General features: G+C 70.9%; 22 protein-coding genes. 12 read left to right on the forward strand and 10 right to left on the reverse strand.

Annotated elements, in window-relative coordinates; genetic code table 11:
• The first annotated feature begins 4 nt into the window (after window positions 1–4).
• The 4 genes from HQK15_RS15005 to acpS all read left to right on the forward strand — a co-directional run bounded on the left by HQK15_RS15005 (window position 5) and on the right by acpS (window position 11,593).
• A complete protein-coding gene (locus HQK15_RS15005) occupies window positions 5–1,222 on the forward strand; it encodes an acetyl-CoA C-acetyltransferase (RefSeq protein WP_173492320.1) in 1,218 nt (405 codons plus the stop codon).
• The gene (locus HQK15_RS15010; RefSeq protein WP_173492321.1) at window positions 1,222–1,989 is read left to right on the forward strand and encodes an SDR family oxidoreductase; all 768 of its coding nucleotides are present in this window, start codon (window positions 1,222–1,224) and stop codon (window positions 1,987–1,989) included. Before HQK15_RS15005 ends, HQK15_RS15010 begins: the two co-directional genes overlap by 1 nt.
• Window positions 1,990–2,174: 185 nt before the next feature.
• On the forward strand, window positions 2,175–11,204 hold the full coding sequence (locus HQK15_RS15015) for a fatty acid synthase subunit beta domain-containing protein (protein ID WP_367649204.1): 9,030 nt from the start codon (window positions 2,175–2,177) through the stop codon (window positions 11,202–11,204).
• Entirely contained in the window at window positions 11,201–11,593 is a 393-nt protein-coding gene (gene acpS, locus HQK15_RS15020; protein ID WP_173492323.1) for a holo-ACP synthase AcpS, read from the forward strand. Before HQK15_RS15015 ends, acpS begins: the two co-directional genes overlap by 4 nt.
• A 120-nt stretch (window positions 11,594–11,713) precedes the next feature.
• Here acpS and HQK15_RS15025 read toward each other — a convergent pair whose 3' ends face one another.
• The 4 genes from HQK15_RS15025 to fabG form a co-directional block, all read right to left on the reverse strand.
• The gene (locus tag HQK15_RS15025) at window positions 11,714–12,694 is read right to left on the reverse strand and encodes a type IV toxin-antitoxin system AbiEi family antitoxin domain-containing protein (RefSeq protein WP_173492324.1); all 981 of its coding nucleotides are present in this window, start codon (window positions 12,692–12,694) and stop codon (window positions 11,714–11,716) included.
• 219 nt (window positions 12,695–12,913) lie between these two features.
• Window positions 12,914–13,531, reverse strand: a complete 618-nt coding sequence (locus tag HQK15_RS15030) for a TetR family transcriptional regulator (protein ID WP_173492325.1) — start codon at window positions 13,529–13,531, stop codon at window positions 12,914–12,916.
• Window positions 13,532–13,541: 10 nt separating this feature from the next.
• Window positions 13,542–14,579 carry a phosphotransferase family protein gene (locus tag HQK15_RS15035; protein WP_173492326.1) on the reverse strand — a complete coding sequence of 346 codons (1,038 nt, stop codon included), beginning with the start codon at window positions 14,577–14,579 and terminating at the stop codon, window positions 13,542–13,544.
• A gap of 7 nt (window positions 14,580–14,586) precedes the next feature.
• The gene (fabG, locus tag HQK15_RS15040; RefSeq protein WP_173492327.1) at window positions 14,587–15,342 is read right to left on the reverse strand and encodes a 3-oxoacyl-ACP reductase FabG; all 756 of its coding nucleotides are present in this window, start codon (window positions 15,340–15,342) and stop codon (window positions 14,587–14,589) included.
• A 159-nt stretch (window positions 15,343–15,501) separates the two neighbouring features.
• On the opposite strand from fabG, the gene HQK15_RS15045 reads away from it, so the two are divergent.
• The 4 genes from HQK15_RS15045 to HQK15_RS15060 are packed head-to-tail and all read left to right on the forward strand — an operon-like array spanning window position 15,502 to window position 18,707.
• Window positions 15,502–17,010, forward strand: a complete 1,509-nt coding sequence (locus HQK15_RS15045) for an acyl-CoA carboxylase subunit beta (RefSeq protein WP_367649205.1) — start codon at window positions 15,502–15,504, stop codon at window positions 17,008–17,010.
• The gene (locus tag HQK15_RS15050; protein ID WP_173492328.1) at window positions 17,010–17,237 is read left to right on the forward strand and encodes a biotin/lipoyl-binding carrier protein; all 228 of its coding nucleotides are present in this window, start codon (window positions 17,010–17,012) and stop codon (window positions 17,235–17,237) included. Before HQK15_RS15045 ends, HQK15_RS15050 begins: the two co-directional genes overlap by 1 nt.
• A gap of 16 nt (window positions 17,238–17,253) precedes the next feature.
• The gene (locus HQK15_RS15055; protein ID WP_173492329.1) at window positions 17,254–17,985 is read left to right on the forward strand and encodes an acyl-ACP thioesterase domain-containing protein; all 732 of its coding nucleotides are present in this window, start codon (window positions 17,254–17,256) and stop codon (window positions 17,983–17,985) included.
• A complete protein-coding gene (locus HQK15_RS15060) occupies window positions 17,982–18,707 on the forward strand; it encodes a thioesterase family protein (RefSeq protein WP_173492330.1) in 726 nt (241 codons plus the stop codon). Before HQK15_RS15055 ends, HQK15_RS15060 begins: the two co-directional genes overlap by 4 nt.
• Window positions 18,708–18,711: 4 nt before the next feature.
• Here the strand turns inward: HQK15_RS15060 and HQK15_RS15065 are convergent, their stop codons facing one another.
• Window positions 18,712–19,101: a globin gene (locus tag HQK15_RS15065; RefSeq protein WP_173492331.1), complete on the reverse strand. Its 390-nt coding sequence runs from the start codon at window positions 19,099–19,101 to the stop codon at window positions 18,712–18,714.
• A gap of 1 nt (window position 19,102) precedes the next feature.
• Window positions 19,103–20,038, reverse strand: a complete 936-nt coding sequence (locus tag HQK15_RS15070) for a mechanosensitive ion channel family protein (RefSeq protein WP_173492332.1) — start codon at window positions 20,036–20,038, stop codon at window positions 19,103–19,105.
• A gap of 33 nt (window positions 20,039–20,071) precedes the next feature.
• Between HQK15_RS15070 and HQK15_RS15075 the strand changes: the two genes are divergently transcribed.
• Together HQK15_RS15075 and HQK15_RS15080 are read left to right on the forward strand one after the other, a co-directional pair.
• Window positions 20,072–20,353, forward strand: a complete 282-nt coding sequence (locus HQK15_RS15075) for a hypothetical protein (protein WP_173492333.1) — start codon at window positions 20,072–20,074, stop codon at window positions 20,351–20,353.
• A 9-nt stretch (window positions 20,354–20,362) separates the two neighbouring features.
• Window positions 20,363–20,866: a DoxX family protein gene (locus HQK15_RS15080; protein WP_173492334.1), complete on the forward strand. Its 504-nt coding sequence runs from the start codon at window positions 20,363–20,365 to the stop codon at window positions 20,864–20,866.
• Here the strand turns inward: HQK15_RS15080 and HQK15_RS15085 are convergent.
• Complete coding sequence (locus HQK15_RS15085; protein ID WP_173492335.1) at window positions 20,863–21,618, reverse strand: SDR family NAD(P)-dependent oxidoreductase; 756 nt, start codon at window positions 21,616–21,618, stop codon at window positions 20,863–20,865. The two genes, HQK15_RS15080 and HQK15_RS15085, sit on opposite strands and share 4 nt — an antisense overlap.
• 57 nt (window positions 21,619–21,675) lie before the next feature.
• Complete coding sequence (locus tag HQK15_RS15090; RefSeq protein WP_173492336.1) at window positions 21,676–22,818, reverse strand: acyl-CoA dehydrogenase family protein; 1,143 nt, start codon at window positions 22,816–22,818, stop codon at window positions 21,676–21,678.
• A gap of 64 nt (window positions 22,819–22,882) precedes the next feature.
• On the opposite strand from HQK15_RS15090, the gene HQK15_RS15095 reads away from it, so the two are divergent.
• Window positions 22,883–23,458, forward strand: a complete 576-nt coding sequence (locus HQK15_RS15095; protein ID WP_173492337.1) for a TetR/AcrR family transcriptional regulator — start codon at window positions 22,883–22,885, stop codon at window positions 23,456–23,458.
• Window positions 23,459–23,471: 13 nt separating this feature from the next.
• Window positions 23,472–24,452, forward strand: coding sequence for an NAD(P)H-dependent flavin oxidoreductase (locus HQK15_RS15100; RefSeq protein ID WP_173492338.1), 981 nt, complete (start codon window positions 23,472–23,474; stop codon window positions 24,450–24,452).
• A 15-nt stretch (window positions 24,453–24,467) separates the two neighbouring features.
• Here the strand turns inward: HQK15_RS15100 and HQK15_RS15105 are convergent, their stop codons facing one another.
• Both HQK15_RS15105 and folP read right to left on the reverse strand, forming a co-directional pair.
• The gene (locus tag HQK15_RS15105; RefSeq protein ID WP_173492339.1) at window positions 24,468–25,418 is read right to left on the reverse strand and encodes a glucosyl-3-phosphoglycerate synthase; all 951 of its coding nucleotides are present in this window, start codon (window positions 25,416–25,418) and stop codon (window positions 24,468–24,470) included.
• A complete protein-coding gene (folP, locus tag HQK15_RS15110; RefSeq protein WP_173492340.1) occupies window positions 25,411–26,280 on the reverse strand; it encodes a dihydropteroate synthase in 870 nt (289 codons plus the stop codon). Before folP ends, HQK15_RS15105 begins: the two co-directional genes overlap by 8 nt.
• Between the last annotated feature and the right edge of the window lie 80 nt (window positions 26,281–26,360).

Consider the following 26,360-nt stretch of genomic DNA (forward strand, 5'->3'; position numbering starts at 1 on the left):
CGTCATGCCCGAAGCAGTCATCGTCTCAACCGCCCGCTCTCCGATCGGACGAGCCGTCAAGGGCTCCCTCAAGGACATGCGTCCTGACGACCTGACGGTCCAGATGCTCCAGGCCGCGCTGGCCAAGGTGCCGGGTCTGGACCCGCGCGACATCACCGACCTGCACCTGGGAGTCGGTCAGCCGGCCGGCGAGGCCGGTCACAACCTGGCCCGTGCGGTCGCGGTGCTGTCGGGGTTCGACCACCTGCCCGGTGTCACGGTCAACCGCTACTGCTCGTCGTCGCTGCAGACGACCCGCATGGCGTTCCACGCCATCAAGGCCGGCGAGGGTGATGCCTACATCTCGGCCGGTGTCGAGACCGTGAGCCGGTTCCAGAACGGATTCGCCGACCTGCCCGGGTCGGAGAACCCGCGATTCGCCGACGCGATCGCCCGCACCGCGAAGCGCGCCGAGGGTGGCGCCGACACCTGGACCGACCCCCGCGAGTCCGGTGAGCTGCCTGACCTCTACATCGCGATGGGCCAGACGGCCGAGAACGTCGCCCAGCACCTCGGCATGAGCCGCCAGGAGCAGGACGAGTTCGCGGTCCGTAGCCAGAACCTCGCCGAGAAGGGCATCAACGACGGCTTCTGGGCCAAGGACATCACTCCCGTGACCCTGCCCGACGGCACGGTCGTCTCGGCCGACGACGGACCGCGTGCCGGCACGACGCTGGAGGGCATCAGCGGCCTCAAGCCGGTGTTCCGTCCCGACGGCACCGTGACCGCCGGCAACGCGTGCCCCCTCAACGACGGCGCGGCCGCCGTCGTCATCATGAGCGACACCAAGGCCAAGGAGCTCGGCCTGACGCCGCTGGCGCGCATCGTGTCGACCGCTGTCACCGGTCTGTCGCCGGAGGTCATGGGCCTCGGCCCGGTCGAGGCCATCCCGGCGGCCCTGCGCAACGCCGGCATGGGCCTGGACGACATCGACCTGTTCGAGATCAACGAGGCCTTCGCCGTCCAGGCCTGGGGCTCGGCCAAGGTGCTCGGCATCCCGATGGACAAGCTCAACGTCAACGGCGGTGCGATCGCGGTCGGCCACCCCTTCGGCATGACCGGCGCCCGCATCACCAGCACCCTGATCAACTCGCTGCAGCACCACGACAAGCAGTTCGGCGTCGAGTCGATGTGCGTCGGCGGCGGCATGGGCATGGCCATGGTCCTGGAGCGTCTGTCCTGATGAGCCAGACCTCCGGGGGCCGCTTCGAGGGCAAGGTCGCGATCGTCACCGGCGCGAGCCGGGGGATCGGCTTCGCCGTCGCCGAGCGGTTCGTCGCCGACGGCGGCCGGGTCTGCATCACGGCTCGCAAGGCCGACGCGCTCGCCGAGGCGGTCGAGCAGCTGGGCGGTCACGAGCGCGCGATCTTCGTCGCGGGTGCCGCGGACGACGCCGCCCACCAGGACGACGTCGTCGCCGCGACGACCGATGCCTTCGGCCCGGTCGACTTCTTGGTCAACAACACCGGCATCAACCCGGCGTACGGGCGCATGATCGACATCGACCTGGCGGCCGCCAACAAGATCTTCCAGGTCAACGTCGTCGCGGCGATCGGCTGGGCGCAGAAGGTCTACCGCTCGTCGTTGGCCGAGCGGGGCGGGGCGATCGTCAACATCGCCTCGGTCGCGGGCCAGCGTCCGGCCCCCGGTATCGGCACCTACGGGGCGTCGAAGGCGGCGCTGATCCACGTGACGGAGGAGCTCGCGGTCGAGCTCGGCCCGAACATCCGGGTCAACGCCGTGGCGCCTGCCGTGGTCAAGACGCGGTTCGCCGAGGCGCTCTACGAGGGGCGTGAGGACGAGGTGTCCGCGCCCTACCCGCTGAAGCGGCTGGGCGTGCCGGACGACATCGGCTCGGTCGTGACGTTCCTGCTGTCGGACGACGCGGCCTGGATGACCGGCCAGACCCTGACGATCGACGGCGGCGTGCTGCTGACTGGCGGCGTCTGACCCTCGCCGACATGATCGGGCCCATCTCCTGCGGGAGGTGGGCCCGACGTCTGTCGGGGGAGTGAGTCACGCCACACCAGAAACATGAGGAAACCCTCGCATTAAAGTTGAGGAATCCCTCATGTTTTGGGAGGATGGCTGGTACCGACCGTCGATCCAGCGACGGCTGTACCGAGGGACACCACGTGACGACGATCGACACCCCGCTTGCCACGAACCAGACGACGCCGGCCCAGGAGCGCCGCGGAGCGCTCGTCGACCGGCTCCTCGCCGGGACGCCGTACGCGATCGGCTTCGGCGGCCAGGGTGCGCCGTGGCTCGAGCCGCTGGCCGGTCTGATCCGTGACTTCGCCCTCGACACCGAGCTCGAGGCCCTCGTGGCGCAGGCCGAGGAGCGCATCGCCCCGGTCGCGACCGAGCTCGCCCGCGTCGGCGTCACGTTCACCCCGCTGGCCTGGGCCGACGTGCTCGCCTCCGCGGAGTCGGCCGAGGACGACGACGCCCCGCAGCTGCCGACCTCCGAGGTGCTGGATACACCCGGAGCGTCGGTGCCCGGCATCCTGCTCGCGCAGCTCGCCGGCATCCGCGCCCTGCACCGTCAGGGCCTCGACCCGCAGGCGGTCGCCCCCGCCGCGGTCATCGGCCACTCGCAGGGCTACCTCGCGACGCAGTCGCTCGCCGGCGTCCCCGACGTCGAGCTGCTCGCCGTCGCCCGCCTGATCGGCGCCGCGGCCCAGCTCGTCGGTCGGCGCCGCGGCCTGCTCGGCCAGACGATGCTCAGCGTCTCGAACGTCGTGCCTGAGCACGTCGACGAGATCCTCGCCGATCTGCCGTCCTCGCTGCGCGTGGTGTCGCGCCTGCGCAACGGTCGTCGCAGCGTCGTCCTGTCGGGACCCGCCGAGAGCCTGCGCGTCGTCGAGGCCCGTTTCGACGAGATCGCCGCCGCCGAGAAGGCCGAGCGCGATCGCAAGACGACCGGCGGGACGCCGTTCGCCCCCGTGGTCGAGCCGTTGCCGGCCCAGCTGGCGTTCCACCACCCGGATCTCGCCGAGGCGGCCGACCTGGTCGCGGCCTGGGCCGAGACCTGTGGCATCGACGCCGAGCTGGCCCGCATGCTGACCCTGCGCTCGATCGTCGACCCGGTCGACTGGGTCGCGTCGCTCGAGCAGGCCATGGACGCCGGAGCGTCGTGGATCCTCGACCTCGGTCCCGGCGACATCGCTGCCCGCCTGTCCGCCCGCGAGCTGCGCATCCGCGGAGCCAGCGTCATCGCCACCACCACCCGTCGCGGCCACCGCGAGCTGACCGCTGCGGGCGCTGCGCCGCGTCCGTCGACGCCGTGGTCCGCCTACGAGCCGACCGTCGTCACCCTGCCTGACGGCACCCTGCACGCCGAGACCCGGTTCACCCGCCTCACCGGCAAGTCGCCCATCCTGCTGGCCGGCATGACGCCGACCACGGTCGATCCGAAAATTGTCGCGGCTGCGGCCAACGCCGGCTTCTGGGCCGAGCTTGCCGGCGGTGGACAGGTCACCGAGGAGATCTTCGCCTGTCACGTCGCCGAGCTCGACGAGCTGCTCACGCCGGGCAGCACCTACCAGTTCAACTCGCTGTTCCTCGACCCCTACCTGTGGAAGCTGCAGCTCGGGCAGAAGCGTCTCGTGCAGCGCGCCCGCGCCGCCGGCTCGCCGATCGACGGCGTCGTCGTGACCGCCGGCATCCCCGAGCTCGACGAGGCAGTCGCCCTGGTCGAGGAGCTCCGCGAGGCAGCGATCACGCACGTCGTGTTCAAGCCCGGCACGGTCAAGCAGATCCGCCAGGTCGTCGCGATCGCCAAGGCCGTCGCGCCGACGCCGGTCCACGTCCAGATCGAGGGCGGCAAGGCCGGCGGACACCACTCGTGGGAGGAGCTGGACGACCTGCTGATCGCGACGTACGGCGAGCTGCGTGCGCTCGACAACGTCGTGGTCTGCGTCGGCGGTGGCATCGGCACGCCCGAGGTCGCTGCGGCCTACCTCACGGGCGAGTGGGCCCGCCGTCACGGCTTCCCCCTCATGCCGCTCGACGGCATCCTCGTCGGCACTGCGGCGATGGCGACGCTCGAGGCGACCACCTCGCCGGCCGTCAAGCAGCTGCTCGTCGAGACCCGCGGCACCGGCACGTGGGTCGGCGCGGGCACCGCCAAGGGCGGCATGGCTTCGGGCCGCAGCCAGCTCGGTGCGGACATCCACGAGATCGACAACACCGCCTCGCGCACCGGCCGACTGCTCGACGAGGTCGCGGGTGACGCGACCGCCGTCGCCGAGCGCCGCGACGAGATCATCGACGCGCTCAACCGCACGGCCAAGCCCTACTTCGGCGACGTCGACACCATGACGTACGCCCAGTGGCTCACCCGCTACCTCGAGCTCGCGGGCACCCCGACGTGGCTCGACGTCACGCTGCGCGGTCGCTTCGTGGCGATGCTGCAGCGCGCCGAGGCACGCCTCAACGACGCCGATCGCGGCGAGATCGCGACGCTCTTCGCCGATGCCTCCCTGGTCGACGACGGTGCGTCCGCGATCGCGACGCTGCTCGACGCCTACCCGCAGGCCGAGACCGTCCTCATGCACCCGGCCGACGTGCTGTTCTTCGTCGACCAGTGCCGCACCCCGGGCAAGCCGGTCAACTTCGTGCCGGTGCTCGACCAGGACGTCCGGCGCTGGTGGCGCTCTGACTCGCTCTGGCAGGCGCACGACCCGCGCTACGCCGCCGACGAGGTCTGCATCATCCCCGGCACGGTCTCCGTCGCCGGCATCGACCGGGTCGACGAGCCGGTCGCCGAGCTGCTGCGCCGCTTCGAGGACGCCACGATCGACGGGCTGCTCGCCGCCGGACGGTCGCCGCAGCGCGTTGCCGGACGCCGCCGCGTCGACGACGCCGGTGAGGTGCTCTCGCTGGTCCTCGCCGCGCCCGACCTGGTGTGGGCCGGTCGGACCGTCCGCAACCCGGTCCACCGCCTCGGCTCCGAGTGGGTCATCGTCGACCCGCAGCGCGCCGAGCACCCCGAGACCGGCGCCGCCCTGGTGCAGGTCGATGCCCGCACCGCCGAGCTGACCGTGCCGATGGCGCGTCCCCTAACGCTGCGCATCGCGGTCGACGAGACCGTGCTGGTCGGCGCCGCCCCGGTCGTCACGACCGCCAGCGCTGTCGAGGCGATGAGTGCGCTCGTCGTCGGTGCTGCCGGTGGAGCCGTGCCCGTCGTCACGGCAGGTCGCGCCGGCGTCGCCGTCGACTGGGACCCCGATCTCGTCGCGGACCACGCCGGTGTGACCGGTGCGGCCACCTCGGCCGTGGACGGTCCCGTCCACCCCGTTCCCGACGTGCTCGTCGGCCTCGCCTGGCCGTCGGTCTTCGCCGTGCTCGGTGACGCCGCGACCACAGACGGCGTGCCGGTCATCGAGGGCATGCTCGACCTGGTCCACCTCGACCACGCGATCCGGCTCACCGGCTCGCTGCCGGTCTCGCCCTCACGCCTGGTCATCTCGTCGGTGCTCGACACGATCGAGGACACCGACTTCGGTCGCGTCGTCGCCGTCGACGTCACGGTCTCGTCGCCCGCGGGTGACGTCGCCACGATGCGCGAGCGCTTCGCGATCCGTGGACGCACGGGTGCAGGCCAGCTGACCGACCCCGCTCGTGCCGGTGGCTCCCTGGGCGACGACGTCCGCGACACCCCGCGCAAGTCCCGCGGTGCAGCCACGGTCGTGGCGCCGAGCGACCTGCGGGCGTTCGCCGCTGTCACCGGCGACCACAACCCGATCCACACCAGCGTCGCCGCGGCCCGCCTCGCCGGCCTCGGTGACCGGATCGTCCACGGCATGTGGATCTCGGCCGCCGCGCAGCAGGTCGTCTCGGGCCGCCGCATCACAGGGTGGACCACGCGCTTCCTCTCGCCGCTCGCGCCGGGCGCCACGGTCTCGATCTCCGCCGACCGGGTCGGCCTCGACCAAGGTGCCGAGGTCGTCGACGTGACGGTCCGCTCGGGGGGTGACGTCGTGATGTCGGCGACGGCCCGCCTCGAGGCGCCGCGCACCGCCTACGCCTTCCCGGGCCAGGGCATCCAGCACCCCGGCATGGGCATGGCCGCCTACCAGCGGTCGAAGGCGGCTCGCGACATCTGGGACCGCGCCGACGCGCACACCCGCGAGGCCCTCGGCTTCTCGATCCTCACCGTCGTCCGCGACAACCCGACGACGCTCGTCACCCGCGGTGTCACGCACAAGCACCCCGACGGCGTCCTGTTCCTGACCCAGTTCACGCAGGTCGCGATGGCGGTGCTCGGCGCGGCCCAGATGGCCGAGCTGCGCGAGTCGGGAGGCTTCGTCGAGGGCTCGATCCTGGCCGGTCACTCGGTCGGCGAGTACAACGCGCTGGCCGCCGTCTCGGGCGTCATCCCGCTCGAGGCCGTCGTCGAGGTCGTGTTCCAGCGCGGCTCCGTGATGCACGGGCTCGTCCCGCGCGACGCCGCCGGACGCAGCGACTACCGTCTCGCGGCGATCCGTCCCTCCCAGATCGGCCTGACCGACGCCGACGTCACCGCGTTCGTCGACGGCATCGCCGACCGCACCGGCGAGTTCCTCCAGATCGTCAACTACAACCTCAAGGACTCCCAGTACGCCATCGCGGGCACCGTCAAGGGCCTCGAGGTGCTGGAGGCGGAGGTCGCCAAGCGGCGTGCGGAGTTCGGTGGCAAGGCCGCGTTCATCCTGGTGCCCGGCATCGACGTGCCGTTCCACTCCACCGTGCTGCACAGCGGCGTCCCGGACTTCCGGGAGCGGCTGCAGGAGCTGCTGCCCGCCACGATCGACCCGTCGATCCTGGCCGGTCGCTACGTGCCCAACCTGGTGCCGCGCCCGTTCACGCTCGACCGCGCGTTCCTGCAGGAGATCGCCGATCTCGTGCCGTCCGCCCCGCTCGACGAGGTGCTCGCCGACTACGCCGCGTGGGCCAGCCGTCCCGGAGAGCTGTGCCGCGTCGTCCTGATCGAGCTGCTGGCCTGGCAGTTCGCCAGCCCGGTGCGCTGGATCGAGACGCAGGACCTGTTCTTCACCCCGGTCGAGGACGGCGGGCTCGGTGTCGAGCGCTTCGTCGAGATCGGGGTCGGCCAGTCGCCGACGGTCGCCAACCTCGCGTCGTCGACGCTCAAGCTGCCGGGCCGTGTCGGCCCCGCCGTGCAGGTGCTCAACTTCGAGCGCGACAACGCCGCGGTGTTCTCGACCGACGAGGAGCAGCAGGTCGTCGAGGACGAGTCGCCCGTCGAGACCGTCGCGGCCGCCTCGACGAGCGCCGCGCCGGCGCCTGCGGCCGCCGCGGCCACGTCCAGCGGACCGCGTCCGGCCGACCTGACGTTCGACGCCGCTGATGCGACGTCGGTGCTCATCGCCTGGTGGACCAAGATGCGCCTTGACCAGATCGGCGCCGCCGACTCGATCGAGTCGCTGTGCGACGGGGCCTCGTCCCGCCGCAACCAGCTGCTCGTCGACCTCGGTGGGGAGCTGGGCCTGGGCGCGATCGACGGGGCCGCGGACGCGGTCATCCCGGCGCTGTCCACCCAGGTCAAGGGGCTGGCGCGCGGCTACAAGGCCTTCGGGCCGGTCCTCACCGAGGCCCTCGGAGATCACCTCAAGAAGGTGCTCGGCCCGACGGGCAAGCGCCAGGCGGCCATCGCCGAGCGGGTGACCGACGTCTGGCAGCTCGGACCGGGGTGGGCGAGCCACGTGCTCACCGAGCTCGCGATGTCCAGCCGCGACGGCTCGAGCGTCCGCGGCGGTGAGTTCGGGTCGTTGACCGCGATCTCGTCGGGTGCCGACGTCGACGCCGCGGTGGACGCCAGCGTCCAGGCCGTCGGCGCGCGCCACGGCGTGAGCGTCGACCTGCCGTCCAGCGGTGGGGGAGAGGCCACGATCGACGCGGCCGCCCTGGGCGAGTTCACCGCCCAGATCACCGGCCCCGACGGCGTGCTTGCGTCCTCGGCGCGCCTGGTGCTCGACCAGCTCGGTCTCACCGAGGCGCCCACGGCGGTCGAGCCCGACGAGGCCGACGCGATCGTCCTCGCCCGGGTGGAGTCCGAGCTCGGCAGCGACTGGGCCAAGCTCACCGCGCCGGCGTTCGACCCGCTCAAGGCCGTGCTGTTCGACGACCGGTGGGCCAGCGCCCGTGAGGACCTCGCGCGGCTCGCGCACGGCGACACGGTCGACGCCTCCTTCGTCGGCGCGGGTGCCGTCGTCGCTGCGCAGGCCACCTGGTGGTCGACGCACGTGGACGACCAGGTGCTGGCCGACCGGTTCCGCCAGATCGCCGTCGACGCGACCGCGACGACGTCCGGCCAGTGGGCCGACGACCTGGCCGTGGTGACCGGCGCCAGCAAGGGATCGATCGCTGCCGGCATCGCCGGCCAGCTGCTCGCCGGCGGCGCGACGGTCGTCGCGACGACGTCGGGTCTCGGCCCGGCCAAGCTCGCGTTCTTCAAGCAGCTCTACCGGACGCACGCCGTCCACGGTGCGGCTCTGTGGGTCGTGCCGGCCAACATGGCGTCGTTCGCCGACGTCGATGCGCTCTCGGACTGGATCAGCTCGGAGCAGACCCAGACCCGGGCCGGCGCGACGAGCGTGCTCAAGCCGGCGATGACGCCGACGCTGCTGTTCCCCTTCGCCGCAGGACGGGTGGCCGGTGACCTGACGGATGCCGGCAGCCGCACCGAGGTCGACATGCGCATCCTGCTGTGGTCGGTCGAGCGCCTCATCGGCGCCCTGTCCGCCCACGGCCAGGACCACGACATCGACGCGACGCTGCACGTCGTCCTGCCGGGATCGCCCAACCGCGGCATGTTCGGCGGCGACGGCGGCTACGGCGAGGCGAAGGCGGCACTCGACGCGCTCGTCGCCCGCTGGTCCGCGGAGCGTACGTGGGGCGAGCGGGTCACCCTGGCCCACGCGATCATCGGCTGGGTGCGTGGCACCGGGCTGATGGGTGCCAACGACCCCCTCGTCGAGGCGGTCGAGGCGGCCGGTGTCCGCACCTGGACGCCGGACGGCATGGCCGCCGCGCTGCTCGAGACCTGCGAGTCCGCGGCCCGCACGGCTGCGCGCACCGAGCCCGTCACGGTCGACCTCACCGGTGGGCTCGGCGGCACGAAGATCGACATGAAGGCGCTCGCCGAGGGCATCGAGCGTCCTGCCGCCCCGGCGGACGACGAGACCGTGACGATCACGGCTCTGGCCCCGTCGCCCGCGCAGCTCGACCGGGTCGAGCAGCTCGACTGGGCCGACATCGAGGCCCGACCCGAGGACCTCGTGGTCATCGTGGGTGCCGGCGAGCTCGGCCCCTACGGCTCCGCACGCACCCGGTTCGAGGTGGAGGTGTCCGACCAGCTGTCGGCCGCCGGCGTCCTCGAGCTCGCCTGGTCGACCGGCCTGGTCAGCTGGGACGAGCAGGGCGGCGGCTGGTTCGACACGGCCACCCAGGAGAAGGTCGACGAGGCGGACCTCGTGGAGCGCTACGAGGAGACGGTCCGCGAGGCGGTCGGCATCCGTCGCTACGTCGACGAGGGCACCATGGTCGACAACGCGGCTCCGCTGCTCACGTCGGTCTACCTCGACAAGGACCTGTCGTTCACGGTCAGCAACGAGGCGGAGGCGCGCGCCCTGCGCGACGCCGACCCGGAGCGCACCGTCATCGCCGCCTCGGCAGACGGTGACTGGACCGTGACCCGCAAGGCCGGCACCGAGATCCGGGTGCCGCGTCGGATGCAGCTGACCCGCACGGTCGGCGGCCAGATCCCGACCGGGTTCGATCCCACGGTGTGGGGCGTCCCGGCCGAGATGGTCGAGTCGATCGATCGCGTGGCGCTCTGGAACCTGATCTGCACCGTCGATGCGTTCCTCTCCAGCGGCTTCACGCCGTCGGAGCTGATGCGCTGGGTCCACCCCGCGCTCGTCGCCAACACGCAGGGCACCGGCATGGGCGGCATGCAGTCGATGCAGTCGCTCTACCTCGACACCCTGCTCGGTGAGAGCAAGGCCAACGACATCCTCCAAGAGGCGCTGCCGAACGTCATCGCCGCCCACGTCGTGCAGTCGTACGTCGGGTCGTACGGCGCGATGATCCACCCGGTCGCCGCGTGCGCCACCACGGCCGTCTCGGTCGAGGAGGGCGTCGACAAGATCCGGCTCGGCAAGGCGGAGTTCGTCGTGTCGGGCGGCTTCGACGACCTGAGCGTCGAGGGCATCGTGGGCTTCGCGGACATGTCGGCCACCGCCGACTCGGCCGCGATGCGGGCCAAGGGCCTCGAGGACCGCTACTTCAGCCGCGGCAACGACCGTCGCTACGGCGGGTTCGTCGAGTCGCAGGGCGGCGGCACGATCCTGCTGGCGCGCGGCGACGTCGCGGCTCGCATGGGGCTGCCGGTCCTCGGCGTCGTGGCCTACGCCGGATCGTTCGCGGACGGCGTCCACACATCGATCCCGGCGCCCGGCATCGGCGCGCTGGCGGCCGGTCTCGGTGGCCGTGAGTCGGCGCTCGCGAAGTCGCTGAAGACGCTCGGCCTCACCGCCGACGACGTCGCCGTCCTGTCGAAGCACGACACCTCGACGGGCGTCAACGAGCGCAACGAGTCCGAGCTGCACGAGCGGCTCGCGGGCGCGATCGGTCGCAGCGACGGCAACCCGCTGTTCGTCATCTCGCAGAAGACCCTCACCGGTCACGCCAAGGGTGGCGCGGCCGCGTTCCAGATCATCGGCCTCTGCCAGGTGCTCGCGGGCGGCGTCATCCCGCCGAACCGCAGCCTCGACTGCGTCATGGACGACCTCGCCGAGCACGAGCACCTCGTGTGGCTGCGGGAGCCGCTCGCGACCGGTCAGCTCAAGGCCGGGCTCGTCACGAGCCTCGGCTTCGGTCACGTCGCCGGCCTGCTGGCGATCGTGCACCCCCAGGCATTCCTCGCGACCTTGCCGGCCGCGGACCGTGATGCGTACGCCGAGCGTGCGCAGGCCCGTGCCATCGAGGGCCGGATGCGGATCGTCCGGGCGATGTACGGGGGCCCCTCCCTGTACGAGCGCCCGGCGGACCGTCGTCTCGGCAGCGAGGGAGTGCGGAAGCGGGAGGCAGGCATGCTCCTGGATCCGCAGGCACGGCTCGGGGAGGACGGCGCCTACTACGGCGTCGCCTGCCAGTGACGGTCGTCGGTGTCGGTGTCGATCTGGTCCACGTTCCCTCGTTCGCGGACCAGCTGGAACGACCCGGCACCGGCTTCGCCGCCGCGTTCCTTCCCGGGGAGCGGAGTGACGCGCAGAGTCATCCCTCCGACGTTGCGCGTCACTTCGCCGCTCGGTGGGGGGCCAAGGAGGCCGTGATCAAGGCCTGGTCGGCCTCGATCTTCGGCGAGGCGCCGGTCATGGACGAGCGCGTGCACCACCTGATCGAGCTCGTCTCCGACGCCTGGGGACGTCCGCGCATCCGCCTGCACGGCGAGGTGGCCCGGCACCTGACGGGTCACGCGCTCGAGGTGTCGCTCAGCCACGACGGGGACTACGCGATCGCGTACGTCATCCTCTCCCGCCCCTGACCCCGCGCGGTTTACCACGGTCCCTACGCAAACTGAAGGGGGCGGACGGACCGCCCGGGGCAAACGTCATCCTCCCGGGGGAAAGATGCCACGGGCGGACGACGGATGCCTCGGGCGGAGTCAGGCGATCGTGCGGGCGTTGCGCGTGTAGAGCTTCGCGGACTGCGCGAGACCGGCGCGGATGCGCTGGGCAGTGGCGCCCTGGTGTCTCGGCGCGAGGTCGGCCCACACCCAGCGGGTCATGCCGAGCAGCTGCCCACGCACCGCGTCCTCCCGGACCTTCTCCTTCTCGATCGTCCGACCGGGGTCGGTGACGTACGGATTGAGGCGGCCGTACTTGGCCATGCCGTCGAACTCACCGGTGTGACGTGCCTCGACCCACGCGAAGTCGGTCCGGGCGATGACGGTGCCGTCGTCGGCGGTGACCGTCCACTGGAGCTCGGGGTGCGGGATGCCGTGACGCCACATCAGGTGGAGCGAACGGACCTCGCCGACCGTCTCGAGCCGCGGATCCGCCAGTCGGATCGCCAGTCGGGCGACGCGGGTGCCCGGCCAGTGGTCGAACGCGCGAGCCTCCTCGTCGAGCTGCTCCCGTGACACGGTGCCCGACCGCATCGCCGAGGTGGCGACGACCATGCCGCCCTCGGTGCCGGCCAGCGTGCAGGTCTCGAAGACGGCACGGGCGGGCGCGACGACCTGACGCCCCTCGACGTCGACGATCTGTTCGTCCTCGAGACGGCCCTCGTGGAAGACGACACCCGCCTCGCGCCGGCCACGGTGCCCGTCGAGGCGGGTCACGTGGATGAGGCCCAGGTCGTTGCCGAAGAGGTCGAAGCCGTGGAGCGCGGCGGCCGACTGGTGGGTGGCGACGACGTTCGGGCCGAGCTTGTCGAGCAGCGACCGTGTCAGGGTCGCATGTCTCTGGGAGTCGCTCAGCAGGTCCCAGACGGCCTTGACGACGTAGGTGCCGTGCCGGACGCGCAGCAGCACGCCCGCGCGCACGGCATGGCGGATCGCCGCGTCGTGGAGTCCGAGGTCGTTGAGCTGGTGTCGCATGAGGTAGCCGCCGTTGGCCTCGGCGATGGGGGTGAGGTCATCCATGCACGTCAGGGTGGACGCCCGGTGTGCCGCGCGGCCATGCCCCGGGGCGGGGCTGTGGACGGGCGGTACGGTCGACCGTGCTGTGGACGGGCGTCCTCCCGGGGGAGCCGTCGTCCTCCCGAGGACAATCTCCCTCGGGCGGACGATCTTTGCCCCGGGCGGCCCGTCCGCCCCCTTCAGTTTGCGTAGGGACCGTGGTAAACCGCAGCGGGTGGGGGGTCAGGAACGTTCGGCGCTGAGGAGGTAGGACGCCAGGAGCCGCTTGAGCTCGATGATCGACTCGCTGTGCTCCTGGCCATCGCGGATCGAGAAGTTGAGCATCGAGTAGACGACGTGGACGAGCACCTCGGCCATGATCGTGCGGCGTTCGCGGGGTGTGTCGGGCGTGAGCGGCGCCAGGAAGCGGGCGACCTCGGCTGCCAGCTCCTTCTCGGTGACCGCGGCCGTGGCCCGGGTGGCCGGGGTCGACTGCACCGCGAGCCACACGGCGCGGCGGGACGGGTCGCCGACCCACAGCGCCGCCATGTGGTCGACGAGCCGGTCGAGGAACTTCAGCCAGTCGAGGGTGGGGATCGCGTCGGCGAAGCTCTGCAGCTCCAGGCGGACGGCGACGGCGTCGACCCGGTCGAGCTCGCACACGATGACGTACTTGTTCTGGAAGAACTGGTAGAGCGTGCCGATCGGGAGCTCGGCCCGGTTGGCGACCTCCTCGCAGGTGAACGACTCGAAGCCGACGTCGAGCAGGAGGTCGCGAGACACCTGGAGCAGGTGGTCGAACTTGCGGTGGCTGCGCTCCTGCGTCGGGCGGCGCCGGGGTTCGAGGATCTCGGCCGTCACCCGCGCAACCCTAGCGTGAAGCGGCGCGTCCCGCGTCGATCAACGGAATGATCATGTCGCCGATGCCGTCGAAGCCGCTGCCGACCGTCTGCCCGTGGGAGTGGCGGAAGTGGATGCCCTCGAGGATCACGGCGAGCTTGAAGAACGCCAGCGAGAGGTGGAAGCCGATGTCGCTCACGTCGCGCCCGGACCCGGCCGCGTAGCGGGCGATGGTCTCCTCGCGCCCGAGGTAGCCGGCTGCCAGGGGGGCGTCGGTGACCACTGCGCCTTCCGACGGGGGAGCGGACTCGCCCAGCTGCTGGTAGGCGAGCATCAGCGCGACGTCGCTGAGCGGGTCGCCCAGGGTGCTCATCTCCCAGTCGAGGACCGCCGTGACCTCGTCCTGCCCGGAGGCAGGATCGGTGTCGACCAGCAGGTTGTCGAGCCGGAAGTCACCGTGGACGATCGTCCCGTCGCCGCTGGCCGGGATGTTGGCGTCGAGGTAGGCGACGAGCTCGTCCATGCCGGGCAGCTCGCGGCTGGTCGACGCGGCCAGCTGCTTCTTCCAGCGCGAGACCTGACGTCCGATGTAGCCGTCAGGACGTCCGAAGTCGCCGAGGCCGACCGCCTCGTGGTCGACGGCGTGCAGCGCCACGAGGGTGTCGACCATGCGCTCGGTGATCGCGCGGGTGCGGTCGGCGCCGAGTGCCTCGAGCTGGGTGGCGCGGGCGTACGCCGTGCCGGGAACCCGCTCCATGACGTAGAACGGCGCGCCGATGACCTCGGTGTCCTCGCACAGCGCGACCATGCGCGGCACGGGCACCGGGGTGGGGGCCAGCGCCGCCATGACGCGGTACTCCCGCGCCATGTCGTGCGCCGTGGCCAGGACGTGCCCCAGGGGCGGACGCCGGACGACGTAGTCGTGCGCGCCGTCGGTGACCAGGTAGGTCAGGTTGGACTTGCCGCCGGTGATGAGGCTCGCCTCGAACGGGCCGGCGACGGCGTCGGGCGACTGCTGGGCCAGCCAGTCCGCCACGACCGCGGTGTCGAGCCCCTGGGGATCGGTCATGGGGCGGTCAGTCCTTCGGTCCGCCGGCGACGTAGATGACCTGGCCGGACACGAAGCCCGCACCCTCGCTGACGAGGAAGGCCGCCGTGTGGGCGATGTCATCGGGCTGGCCGACGCGCTGGACGGGGATCTGCTCGGCGCTGTACTTGATGAAGTCGTCGAAGTCGACCTTCATCCGGGCGGCGGTCGCGGCCGTCATGTCGGTCTGGATGAACCCGGGCGCGATGGCATTGGCGGTGATGCCGAACTTGCCGAGCTCGATCGCGAGGGTCTTGGTGAAGCCCTGCAGGCCGGCCTTGGCGGCGGAGTAGTTGGCCTGGCCGCGGTTGCCGAGGGCCGACGTGCTGGACAGGTTGACGATGCGGCCGTAGCCCGCCTCGGTCATGTGCTTCTGGGCGTACTTGCTCATCAGGAACGAGCCGCGCAGGTGGACGCCCATGACGAGGTCCCAGTCCTCCACGGTCATCTTGAACAGCAGGTTGTCGCGCAGGATGCCGGCGTTGTTGACCAGGACGGTAGGGGCGCCGAGGCCGTCCACGATCGTGTCGAACGCTGCGGAGACCTGCTCCTCGTTGCTGACGTCGGCGCCGACGGCGAGGGCGGTGCCACCGGCCGCGGTGATGGCGTCGACGGTCGTCGCGCACGCGGCGGCGTCGAGGTCGACGACGGCGACCTTGAAGCCGTCGGCGGCGAGTCGCTGGGCGACGGCTGCGCCGATGCCTCGGGCTGCGCCGGTCACGATCGCGGTGCGGGATTCAGTCACGGTGTTCTCCTCCAGGTGGCGTTCTAAGCGCTTGCTTAGTTGCACGGTAGCGCAGCACCCCGGTGGTGCGCGAGATCACGGCCGAGATCGTGTCGGCAAAGATGAGGGATTCCTCATCTTTGTGTATAGTTGAGGAAAACCTCATGTTTAGGAGTCGACGTGTCGAAGCTCGATCACCCCGCGGTTGTCGAAGCAGCAGCACCAGCCGATCAGCGAGAGGTGCTCACGCAGCGCCGCACCGCCCGGTTCGCCCGCGTCGATCCCAAGGGCAAGAGGGTCTACACCGCCCGCGAACGCGCCGAGATGCTGGTCGACGAGGGCAGCTTCGTCGAGATGACGCCGATGCGCTCGGCGGGCGCCGGAGCGGGCAGCGGTGTCGTCGCGGGATGGGGAACGACGGACGGCCACTCGGTCGTCGTCGTCTCCCATGACGCCGCCGTCGCCTCGGGCGCGATCGGCGCGGTCATGGCCGAGAGCATCCAGAAGGCCCAGCGGTTCGCGATCGACAAGGGCTACCCGATCGTCTACATCAACGACTCGGGCGGCGCGCGCATCCACGACGGGATCTTCGCCCTGCACGGGTGTGGCGGCATCTTCGCCCTCAACATCGAGGCGCAGAGCCGCATCCCGCAGATCTCCCTGATCCTCGGCCCCTGCGCCGGCGCCGCGGCCTACTCGCCGGCGCTGACCGACTGGACCGTCATGGTCAAGGAGCAGGGCCAGATGTTCCTCACCGGCCCCGACATCGTCAAGGCAGCCACGGGGGAGGACGCCTCGGCCGAGGACATCGGCGGCTCGGCGCTGCACACCCGGGTCAGCGGCGTCGCCCACCTCGAGGTCGACAGCGAGGAGGAGGCGTTCGACGCGACGCGCCTGCTGCTCTCGTTCCTGCCGACCCACAAGGGTGGCAAGCAGAAGCGTCACGACTCCGTGCCGGCCAACCCCCACGCGGCAGCCGCGCTCCCGACGTTGGTGCCGGAGAAGTCCAGCATCGTCTTCGACATGAACAAGCTGCTCGACGGCGTGCTCGACAACGGGGCACGGCTCGAGCTCATGCCGACCCACGCGCCGAGCATCCTGACGCTGTTCGCCCGGATCGACGGCCATGCCGTCGGCGTCCTGGCCAACCAGCCCAACGCCCGCGGCGGCATCCTCGACTCGAAGGCGTCGGTCAAGGCGGCCCGGTTCGTGGAGTTCTGCGGCCGGTTCGACCTGCCCGTCCTGACGTTCGTCGACGTGCCCGGCTTCCTGCCCGGCACGGTCGAGGAGGGGCGAGGCGTCATCACGCATGGCGCCAAGCTCCTCAAGGCCTACGTCGACACCAAGAGCCCCAAGCTCACGGTCGTCGTCCGCAAGTCGTACGGCGGCGCCTACATCGCGATGGGATCGGCGTCGCTCGGTGCCCACGCCAACTGGGCCTGGTCGGGATCAGAGATCGCGGTGATGGGTCCCGGTGGCGCGGTCGCGCTGCTGCACCGTCGTGCGCTCAAGGAGGCCGAGGAGCCCACCGTCCTGCGCGACGAGCTCGCGGCGGTCTACCGCGAGGAGGTCGCACGGCCGTACCTCGCCGCCGAGGCGGGGATCGTCGACGACGTGATCCACCCCGAGGAGACCCGCGACCGGATGATCGGCGCGCTGCGCATGCTGACCCACGGGTCGGGTGAGTGATGTTCCTCGCGCGCGCAGAGATCGTCTCGAACGTCTGGAAGATCGTCGCCCGGGAGGGTGACCAGGTCGGAGCCGGCGACGTCCTGGCGGTGCTGGAGTCCATGAAGATGGAGATCCCGCTCGTCGCCCAGCAGGGTGGACACGTCAGCAAGATCCTCGTCGAGCTGGGGCAGATCGTCCAGGAGGGCGACCCCATCATGGAGATCGACGAGACCGCCAGCGCCTGACTGCCATCATGGTGCGGTGCACTCCCACGAGCTGGCCGTCCGCTGGACGGACCTGGACCCCAACAAGCACCTGAACAACGTCTCCTACGTCAACTACGCCGTCGAGTCGCAGGCCGCGCTCGTCGACGCCGGTGTCGTCGGTCCGCAGGAGCGCCCCGTCGCGGTGACGGTCGCGTTCCAGCGGCCGCTGCTGTTCACGCGGCGGCCGGCCCTGGTCGAGTCGACGCGCACGGGCGACGTCCTGGAGCAGGAGGTCTGCTCCCGCGACGGCGACCGGAGGGTCGTCTACGCGCGCGTCACGACGACCTTCGGGGTTCCTGCGACGCTCGAGCCCGGCACCGGACGGGGTCATGACGAGCCGGGGCGCCTGCGGCGCAGCGATCTGGACGCTCACGGCGACGCGACCGTCGCCGGGATCTTCGAGCTGCTGCAGGAGGGACGCGCGCGATTCGCCGCACGCCACCGTGACGCGATGCTCGACGGCGCCCTGGCGCTCGGGCGCATGACGCTCGAGGTCGGACCGCCGCTGGCCTGGAGCGAGACCGAGTGCACGGTCCGCTCCCGCCTCACCAAGGTCACCGGCGCCCTCGTGATGATCGAGTCCGACATCCTGCGCGGCGGCACGGTCCACGCGAGGGGATCATCGGTGCACATGCCGTTCGACATCGAGACCCAGAAGCCGCGTCGTCTGACGGACGAGGAACGCGCCAGCATGACGGGCCTGGTCGAGACGCAGGAGGTCGCGTGACCGACGAGACCCTGCACGAGCTGCCGATGCGGTGGGCCGACCTCGACTCGCTCAACCACGTCAACAACGTCGTCTACCTCGACTACGCCGCCGAGAGCCGGGCCCTGCTGGTCGACGACGGCCTGATCGGCGCCGAGGAGCGTCCGGTCCGCATCGGCGTCGACTTCCTGCGACCGATCCTGCTCAGCCGCCGCCCGGTCCAGGTGCGGTCCGTGCGTTCGGGGAGCGAGCTCACCCAGCGGATCAGGCCGGCCGGCGCCGAGCAGGACTTCGCGCGGGTCGTCACCGAGCTCGCCGATCGCCCGGCGCAGCTGCCGGCCCGCGGCCCCGGGGCCGCCTCGCCGCTCCTGCTCCGCCGCAGCGACCTCGACGCCACGGGGTCGGTCCGGACGGACAAGATGTTCGAGCTGTTCCAGGAGAGCCGTATCCCGGCCATCGCGGCGGCGCTGACCTCGATGTCGCCCGGGCGGTTCGTCGCGGCGCACGTCGAGGTCGAGTACGGCCGCCCGATCACCTGGCGGCGTGAACCCTTCGAGTCGGTCAACTGGGTCACCCGCATCGGCGGCTCCTCGGTCACGATCGAGTCGCAGATCGCCGACGGCGACGAGGTCGTCGCCCGGTGCCGGACGACGCTCGTCGGCTTCGACCTCGAGGCACAGCGCTCTCGCCGGCTCTCCGACGACGAGAAGGCCGAGCTCGCCACTCTCGTCCCGCAGGACTGACCGCTCAGGACGCGGTGTTCACCATGAACTGCGCCGCGTGCTGGGCGTAGGCCCAGAACTCCGCATCGTGCTCGGGGGACAGGGCGGCCTTGTCGAGGCCCTCGCGGAAGTGCAGCAGCCACCGGTCCTTGGCCTCGGGCGTCACCTCGAACGGGGCGTGCCGCATGCGCAGGCGAGGGTGGCCGCGCTGCTCGGAGTACGTCGTCGGGCCGCCCCAGTACTGCTCGAGGAACATCCGGAACCGCTCGTTGGCCGGACCGAGGTCCTCCTCCGGATAGAGCGGACGCAGCAGCTCGTCGGTCGCGACGCCGTCGTAGAAGGTGTCGACGATGAGCTTGATCGTGTCGTGCCCGCCGATCGCCTCGTAGAAGGTCGGCTGGTCGGTCGATGCCATCTCAGGCCTCTCCATCGATGTGGACGGTCGGGAAGGTCGTCGGCATCTTGATGCCCGCACGGTCGAACTCGGCCTTGATGCGCTGACGCATCGCCCGCGCGACGAGCCACTGCTGGGCCGGTGCCGTCTTGAGCACGAGGCGGACGACCACGCCGTCCTTGTCGAACCGCTCGACGCCCCAGACCTCGGGCGGCTCGATGATGACGTTGTGGAACGCCTCCTCCTCGTAGGTCGTCGTCGCGACCTTCTGGAGGATGTCCTGCACGCGGTCGAGGTCGGTCTCGTAGGTCACCGTGACGTCGAGGACCGTGCGAGCCCAGTTCTGGCTCTGGTTGCCGACGCGCAGGATCTCGCCGTTGCGGACGTACCAGACGGTGCCGTTGACGTCGCGCAGCCGCGTGACGCGCAGGCCGACGGCCTCGACCGTGCCGGTCGCCTCACCGAGGTCGACGGTGTCGCCCACGCCGTACTGGTCCTCGAGGATCATGAAGACGCCCGACAGGAAGTCCTTGACGAGGTTCTGGGCACCGAAGCCCAGCGCGACGCCGACGATGCCGGCGCTGGCGATGATCGGGGCGACCTCGACGTTCATCTTGGCCAGCACCATGACCGCGACGACGCCGAAGGTGAGACCGGTGACGATGCTCTTGAGGACCGAGCCCATCGTCTCGGCCCGCTGGTGCCGGCGTGCGTTGCTGCCGGGTCGCATCTCGGCGAGCAGCTCGCCGGCCTTGGTGTTGGCGATCATGCCGGGGACGGCGCCCTGACCGGCGCGCTTGACGAGCCGGTCGATCGATCGGCAGACGAACCAGCGGAACGCGAGCCCGACGACGATCGTCAGGATGATGGAGAGCGGGGCTTCGACGAACCAGCCGTACGCCTTGCCGGCGGGTACGTCCCAGCTGACGTCGAAGGAGGACAGGTCGAGGTCAAGCATTGCTCCAGCCTACGGGTGGATACGATGGGGACCATGAGGACTCCTGCTCGCGTGCTCGCTGTCGCGCTCTCGTTCGTGGTCATGTTCGTCGTCGGGTCCGGCGCGGCCCTCGCCGATGCCCCGGCCAGCGACGCCTGGCCCGAGGGTCCGGACAAGAGCCGCCTCGACCTGCTGATCCTGTTCGGTGGCAGCACGGTCGGCCTGTTCATCCTCGTCGCGTTGTTCGGCCTGATGACCGCACGCAACAACTACGTGCCCCCGCCGCCCAGCACCGAGCTGGCGACGACGGGCGACAAGGCTCCCGCCCACCACTGAGTGGGGCCCATGTCCGAGCACGAGATCGACCTCGGGCTGCTGATCCTGCGGCTCTCGCTGGGCCCCATGCTGGTGCTGCACGGCTGGAACAAGGTGTTCGGCGCCGGGGGCCTCGCCGGCACCCAGGGCTGGTTCGAGAGCCTCGGCCTGCGACCTGCCTGGCTGCACGCCCGCATCGCGCCGCTCAACGAGATCGGCGCGGGCGTCCTCATGACGCTCGGCCTGCTCAACGGCCTGGCGGCCATGGCGTTCGTCGGCCTCATGCTGGTCGCGACGTTCACCGACCACCGGGGCAAGGGCTACTTCGTGTTCAAGGGCGGCTGGGAGTACACCGTGCTGGTCGCGATGGTCGCCGTGGCGATCGCTGCGCTCGGACCGGGTGAGTGGTCGCTCGACCATGCCGTCGGCCTCGACCTGGCCGGTGCCGGCTGGGCCGTCGCCGCCGCGGTGGGCGGGGCGGCCGCAGCCGGCCTCCTGATGCTGACGTCCTACCGTCCGTCGGCGTCCGACTAGCGGGGTGCCATGCGGAGGGCGCCGTCCATGCGGATGGTCTCGCCGTTGAGGTAGTCGTGGTCGATGATCATCGTGACGAGCTGGGCGTACTCGGCCGGTTCGCACAGGCGTTGGGGGAACGGGACGCCGGCGGCGAGGCCAGCGCGGAACTCCTCGGACACGGTGGCGAGCATCGGGGTGTTGACGATGCCGGGTGCGATCGTGCAGACACGGATGCCGTGCTGGGCGAGGTCGCGGGCCGCGGGCAGGGTCATGCCGACGATGCCGCCCTTGGACGAGGCGTAGGCGACCTGGCCGATCTGTCCGTCGTAGGCGGCGATCGAGGCGGTGTTGACGATCACGCCGCGCTGGCCGTTGTCGTCGGGGTCGGTCTGGGCGATCGCCTCGGCGGCGAGGGCCAGGACGGTGAAGGAGCCGACGAGGTTGATCTGCACGATCTTGGCGTAGAGGGCCAGGTCGTGGACGCCGCCGCGCCCGAGGATCCGGGCTGACGGTCCGATGCCGGCGCAGTTGACCACGGTGCGTAGCGGTGCGCCCTCGTTGGCGGTCGCGACGGCGGAGCGGACCTGGGCCTCGTCGGTGACGTCGGCGACCAGGTAGGTCACGCCGTCGACGGCCGGCGCGTCGTCGATCGACGACGCGAGGTCGATCGCGTAGACGGCTGCGCCCCGGCCGGCGAGCGCGAGGGCGGTCGCGGCGCCGAGGCCTGATGCTCCGCCGGTGACGATCGCGGCGGTGTCGTTGAGCTGCATGGTTCTCCTGCTTCTGTGGAACTAGTCGTGTGTGGGTCGGGAGGTGTGTGGAGGGGGTCAGCGTGCGAGGTCGCGGCTGATGACGAGTCGCTGGATCTGGTTGGTGCCCTCGAAGATCTGCATGACCTTGGCCTCGCGCATGAACCGCTCGGCGGGGAAGTCCTTGGTGTAGCCGGCGCCACCGAGGACCTGCACGGCGTCGGTCGTGACCTTCATGGCGTTGTCGGTGCACACCATCTTGGCGATCGACGCCTGCCGTGAGAAGCGGTGACCGGCGTCCTTGAGCCTCGCGGCCGCCAGGTACGTCGCCCGCGCGGACTCCACCGCCGCGGCCATGTCGGCCAGCACGAACGCGAGTCCCTGGTGGTCGATGATCGCCCTGCCGAACGTCTCACGCTCCTTGGCGTACTGCACCGCGACGTCCAGCGCCTCCTGCGCCAGACCCGTGGCGACCGCCGCGATGCCCAGGCGCCCCGCGTCGAGGCCGGCCAACGCGATCGGGAGACCCTGCCCCTCGTCGCCGAGACGACGCTCGACAGGGATCCGGACGTCGTCGAACAGCATCGTGGCCGTCGTCGAGCTCATCAGGCCCATCTTCTGCTCAGGGTTGTCGGCCGTCAGCCCCGGCGTGTCCGCCGGCACCAGGAAGCACGAGATCCCCCGGCCACCGTCGTCGGACGTGCGGGCCATGACCTTGTAGAAGTCGGCCTTGCCACCATGCGTGGTCCACGCCTTCGCCCCGTTGATGACGTACTCGTCACCCACCCGGGTCGCACGCGTCCGCATCGCCGCCGGATCAGAACCCGCATGCGCCTCCGACAAGCAGTACGCCCCCAGCAGGTCACCCGACAACATCTCGGGCAGCCACCGCTGCTTCTGCTCCTGCGTGCCCGCGGTGAACAGCCCGAAGCACGACAACGCATGCACGCTGACCCCCACCCCGACAGACGCCGACGCCGACGCGATCTCCTCCAACGCCTGCAGATACACCTCGTACGGCTGACCACCACCGCCCAGCTCCTCCGGATAGGGCAACGACATCAACCCCGCACGACCCAACGTGCGGAACAGGTCACGAGGGAACTCCTCACGGGCGTCGATCTCCGCGATACGGGGACGCAGCTCCTTGGCCACGATCTCGCGGGTGAGCTCGATCAGGTCCCGCGACTCCGGGGTCGGCATGTGGCGTTCGGCCGGCATGGGGTCCTCCTCCATTGGTGTACGAGCAACTGTACTCCAGCACTGGTTCTGGTACTGTCGCGGCATGGCGACGGCAGAGATCAGCGGCAGGACCGCGACCCTGCGCGACGCGATCGTGGAGATCGTCCTCGCCGAGGGATTCATCGGGATGCAGATGTCCGACCTCGCCTCAAGGCTCAACTGCTCCAAGTCGACGCTGTACGCCATCGCCCCCAGCAAGGAGCAGCTGCTCGTGTCGGTGGTGCGCACGTTCTTTCGCCGAGCGACCGAGCGCGTCGAGGACGCCGTTGACCCGTCAGCCCCGGCGAGCGACCGCATCGGGGCCTACCTCAACGCGGTCGCCCGCGAGCTGGCTCCGGCCTCGCCGACCTTCTTCCGCGACCTCGATCGTTTCGCGCCCGCCGGCGACATCTACCGCCAGAACACCGAGATCGCCGCGGCACGCGTCCAGGAGCTCGTGCTGGAGGCCTCGCCGGGCATCGACCCCACGTTCCTCGGCGCCGTCGCGCGACTCATGATGGAGTCGATCCACCGGGGAGACATCTCCCGTGCGACCGGCCTCGACGACTCGGCGGCGTACCGTGCGCTCGCCGGGCTGATTCTCGCCGGGCTCTCCGGCAACCACCCCGACCCCTCATGAAAGGGACCCCACGATGATCCGCACGACGTTCACGGAGCAGTTCGGTGTCGACCACCCGATCCTCTGCGGTGGCATGACCGGCCTCGGCACCGCCGAGCTCATCGCTCCGGTCGCCAACGCGGGTGCCCTGGGGTTCCTGACGGCGCTGACGCAGCCGACGCCGGAGGCGCTCTCGAAGGAGATCGCGCGGACGCGTGAGCTCACGGACAAGCCGTTCGGCGTCAACCTCACGATCCTGCCGACGATCAACCCCGTCCCGTACGACGAGTACCGCGCCGCGATCATCGAGGCCGGCATCACGGTCGTCGAGACGGCCGGTTCCAGCCCCGAGCCCCACCTGCCCGACTTCCACGGCGCGGGCGTCAAGGTCATCCACAAGGCCACGAGCGTGCGCCACGCCCTGTCGGCCGAGCGCAAGGGCGTCGACGCGATCAGCATCGACGGCTTCGAGTGCGCGGGCCACCCGGGCGAGGACGACGTGCCCGGACTGATCCTCATCCCGGCCGCGGTGCGACAGCTGAAGATCCCGGTGATTGCGTCGGGCGGCATCGCCAGCGGTCAGGGCCTCGCCGCCGCGCTCGCGCTGGGTGCGGTGGCGGTCAACATGGGCACCCGGTTCATGGCGACGACCGAGGCGCCGATCCACCAGAACGTCAAGGACCAGATCGTCGCCAACGACGAGCGGTCGACCGTGCTGGTGTTCCGCAAGTTCCACAACACTGCCCGCGTCGTCCGCAACAGCATCTCCGAGGAGATCGTCGCGATCTCCGAGCGGGAGGACGCGACGTTCGACGACATCGCCGAGCTCGCCTCGGGCATGCGGGGGCGCCAGAACGTCCTCGCCGAGGGCTCGATGGAGGACGGCATGTGGTGGGCGGGGCAGACCCAGGGCCTGATCCACGACGTCGGCACCGTGCAGGAGGTCATCGACCAGGTGATCGCCGACGCCGAGGAGATCATCGGGCGCCTGCCCAGCCTCGTCGCAGGCTCCTGAGGTCGGCCCGGTCGCTCAGCTGCCGGACAGACCGAGGACGTCGCGCATGGGCGGACGCTCGACCGTCGTGGTCGTGCGTTCGGCCATGCGCATCGTCGAGCCCTCGCGGCGGAACACCATCGCCGTGCCCTCCACCGTGGTCCGGTCGCCGGGCTCGACCCGCAGGTCGAAGGCGGCCTGCACGTGCTGGGCCATCGCGCTGAGGGCCGCGAGGTCCTGGTGCCGGTGCAGCCGCAGGCCGAGGTCGACCTGGGCCATGGCCGACAGGCCGTGCTCGCGGAGCACGTCGATCATGAGCCCGATGTCGACGCCGTAGTCGGAGACGTAGGGGATGTCGCGCAGCGCGTCGACCCTGAACGCGCACTCGCCGGCCAGCGGCTGCACGAAGCCCGAGAGCAGCGGTGCCCGGTCGTGGATCAGCGGCCGGGCGACCAGCTCGGTGACCCGGCCACCGCCTGACGACCGGGAGGGGCCGGACGACCACGGGCGGTCGTAGAACGCCTTGACGAACACCAGGTCGTCGTCGACCAGCAGGGGGCCGAGCAGCCCGATGACGAAGTCGGCGGTGAACTCCTGCACGTCGGCGTCGAGATAGATGCCGATGTCGCCGGACATGACCGCCAGGGCCTTCCACATGGCCTCGCCCTTGCCACGCCGGCTGCCGACGTGGGGGACGACCTCGTCGACGTGGAACACCTTGGCTCCCGCCGAGCGGGCGATGTCGCCGGTCTCGTCGGTCGAGTGCGAGTCCATCACGATGATCTCGTCGACGAGGGGCACCCGGTCCATCAGCTCGGTGCGCAGCGTCGTCACGATCGCACCGATCGTCGCGGCCTCGTCCTTGGCCGGGATGAGGATGCTGACCCGGGTCCGGCCCTTGGCCTCCACCAGCGCGGCCGGGTCGAACTGGTCGAAGCGGTAGGTGTGCGAGTCGAACCAGGCCGCTGCCTCGTGCAGGTCAGACAAGGCCGCGCACCACCCGCGTGGGCGTGCGGTCGCCCCGGATGCTCGCGGTCATCTCCAGCACCCGCAGGGTGCCGGCGACGTCGTGGGCCCGGAAGATCGCGGCCCCGGCCATCGCGGCGATCGCGGTCGCCGCGAACGTGCCCTCACGACGCTGGTCGACCGGACGTCCGAGGGTCTCGCCGATGAAGTCCTTGTTGGACAACGCCATGAGCACGGGCCACCCGGTGTCGACGAGCTCGCCGGCGCGGCGCAGGAGCTCCAGGCCGTGCCAGGTGTTCTTGCCGAAGTCGTGGGTCGGGTCGATGAGGATGCCGCCGCGTGGCACGCCGCGGGCGACGAGCGCCTCGGCCGCTGCCGTGGTCTGGTCGACGACGTCGCGCACGACGTCGTCGTAGTGCACGCGGTGCGGACGCGTGCGCGGCACCGCCCCGCCGGTGTGGGAGCAGACGAAGCCGAGGGCGTGCTCGGCTGCCACGTCGGCGAGACCGGGATCGGCGCCGGCCCAGGTGTCGTTGATGACGTCGGCACCGGCGAGGGCGCACTGGCGGCCGACCTCGGCGCGCCACGTGTCGATGCTGAGGATCGTGTCGGGGAACTCGGCCCGCACGGCCGCGAGGAACGGCACCGTGCGCCGGATCTCCTCGTCGACGTCGACCACCGACCCTGGCCCGGCCTTGACGCCGCCGACGTCGATGATGTCGGCGCCGGCGGCGATGGCGGCCCGCACGGCCTCGTGGGCCGCGTCGTCGGTGTAGGTGGCTCCCTTGTCGAAGAAGGAGTCCGGGGTGCGATTGACGATCGCCATGACCAACGCACGATCGCGGAGCACACGACGCCCGCGGAAGGTGACGTCCACCGACATGGGGGCCCCTTCGGCTCACGGGACCTGACGATCAGGCCCCCCTTGATTGTCCTACGAGTCGGCTCACTTCACCGGGCGGG

This window comes from Aeromicrobium stalagmiti (assembly GCF_013283745.1).
In the GTDB taxonomy this organism is placed as follows: Bacteria; Actinomycetota; Actinomycetes; order Propionibacteriales; family Nocardioidaceae; genus Aeromicrobium; species Aeromicrobium stalagmiti.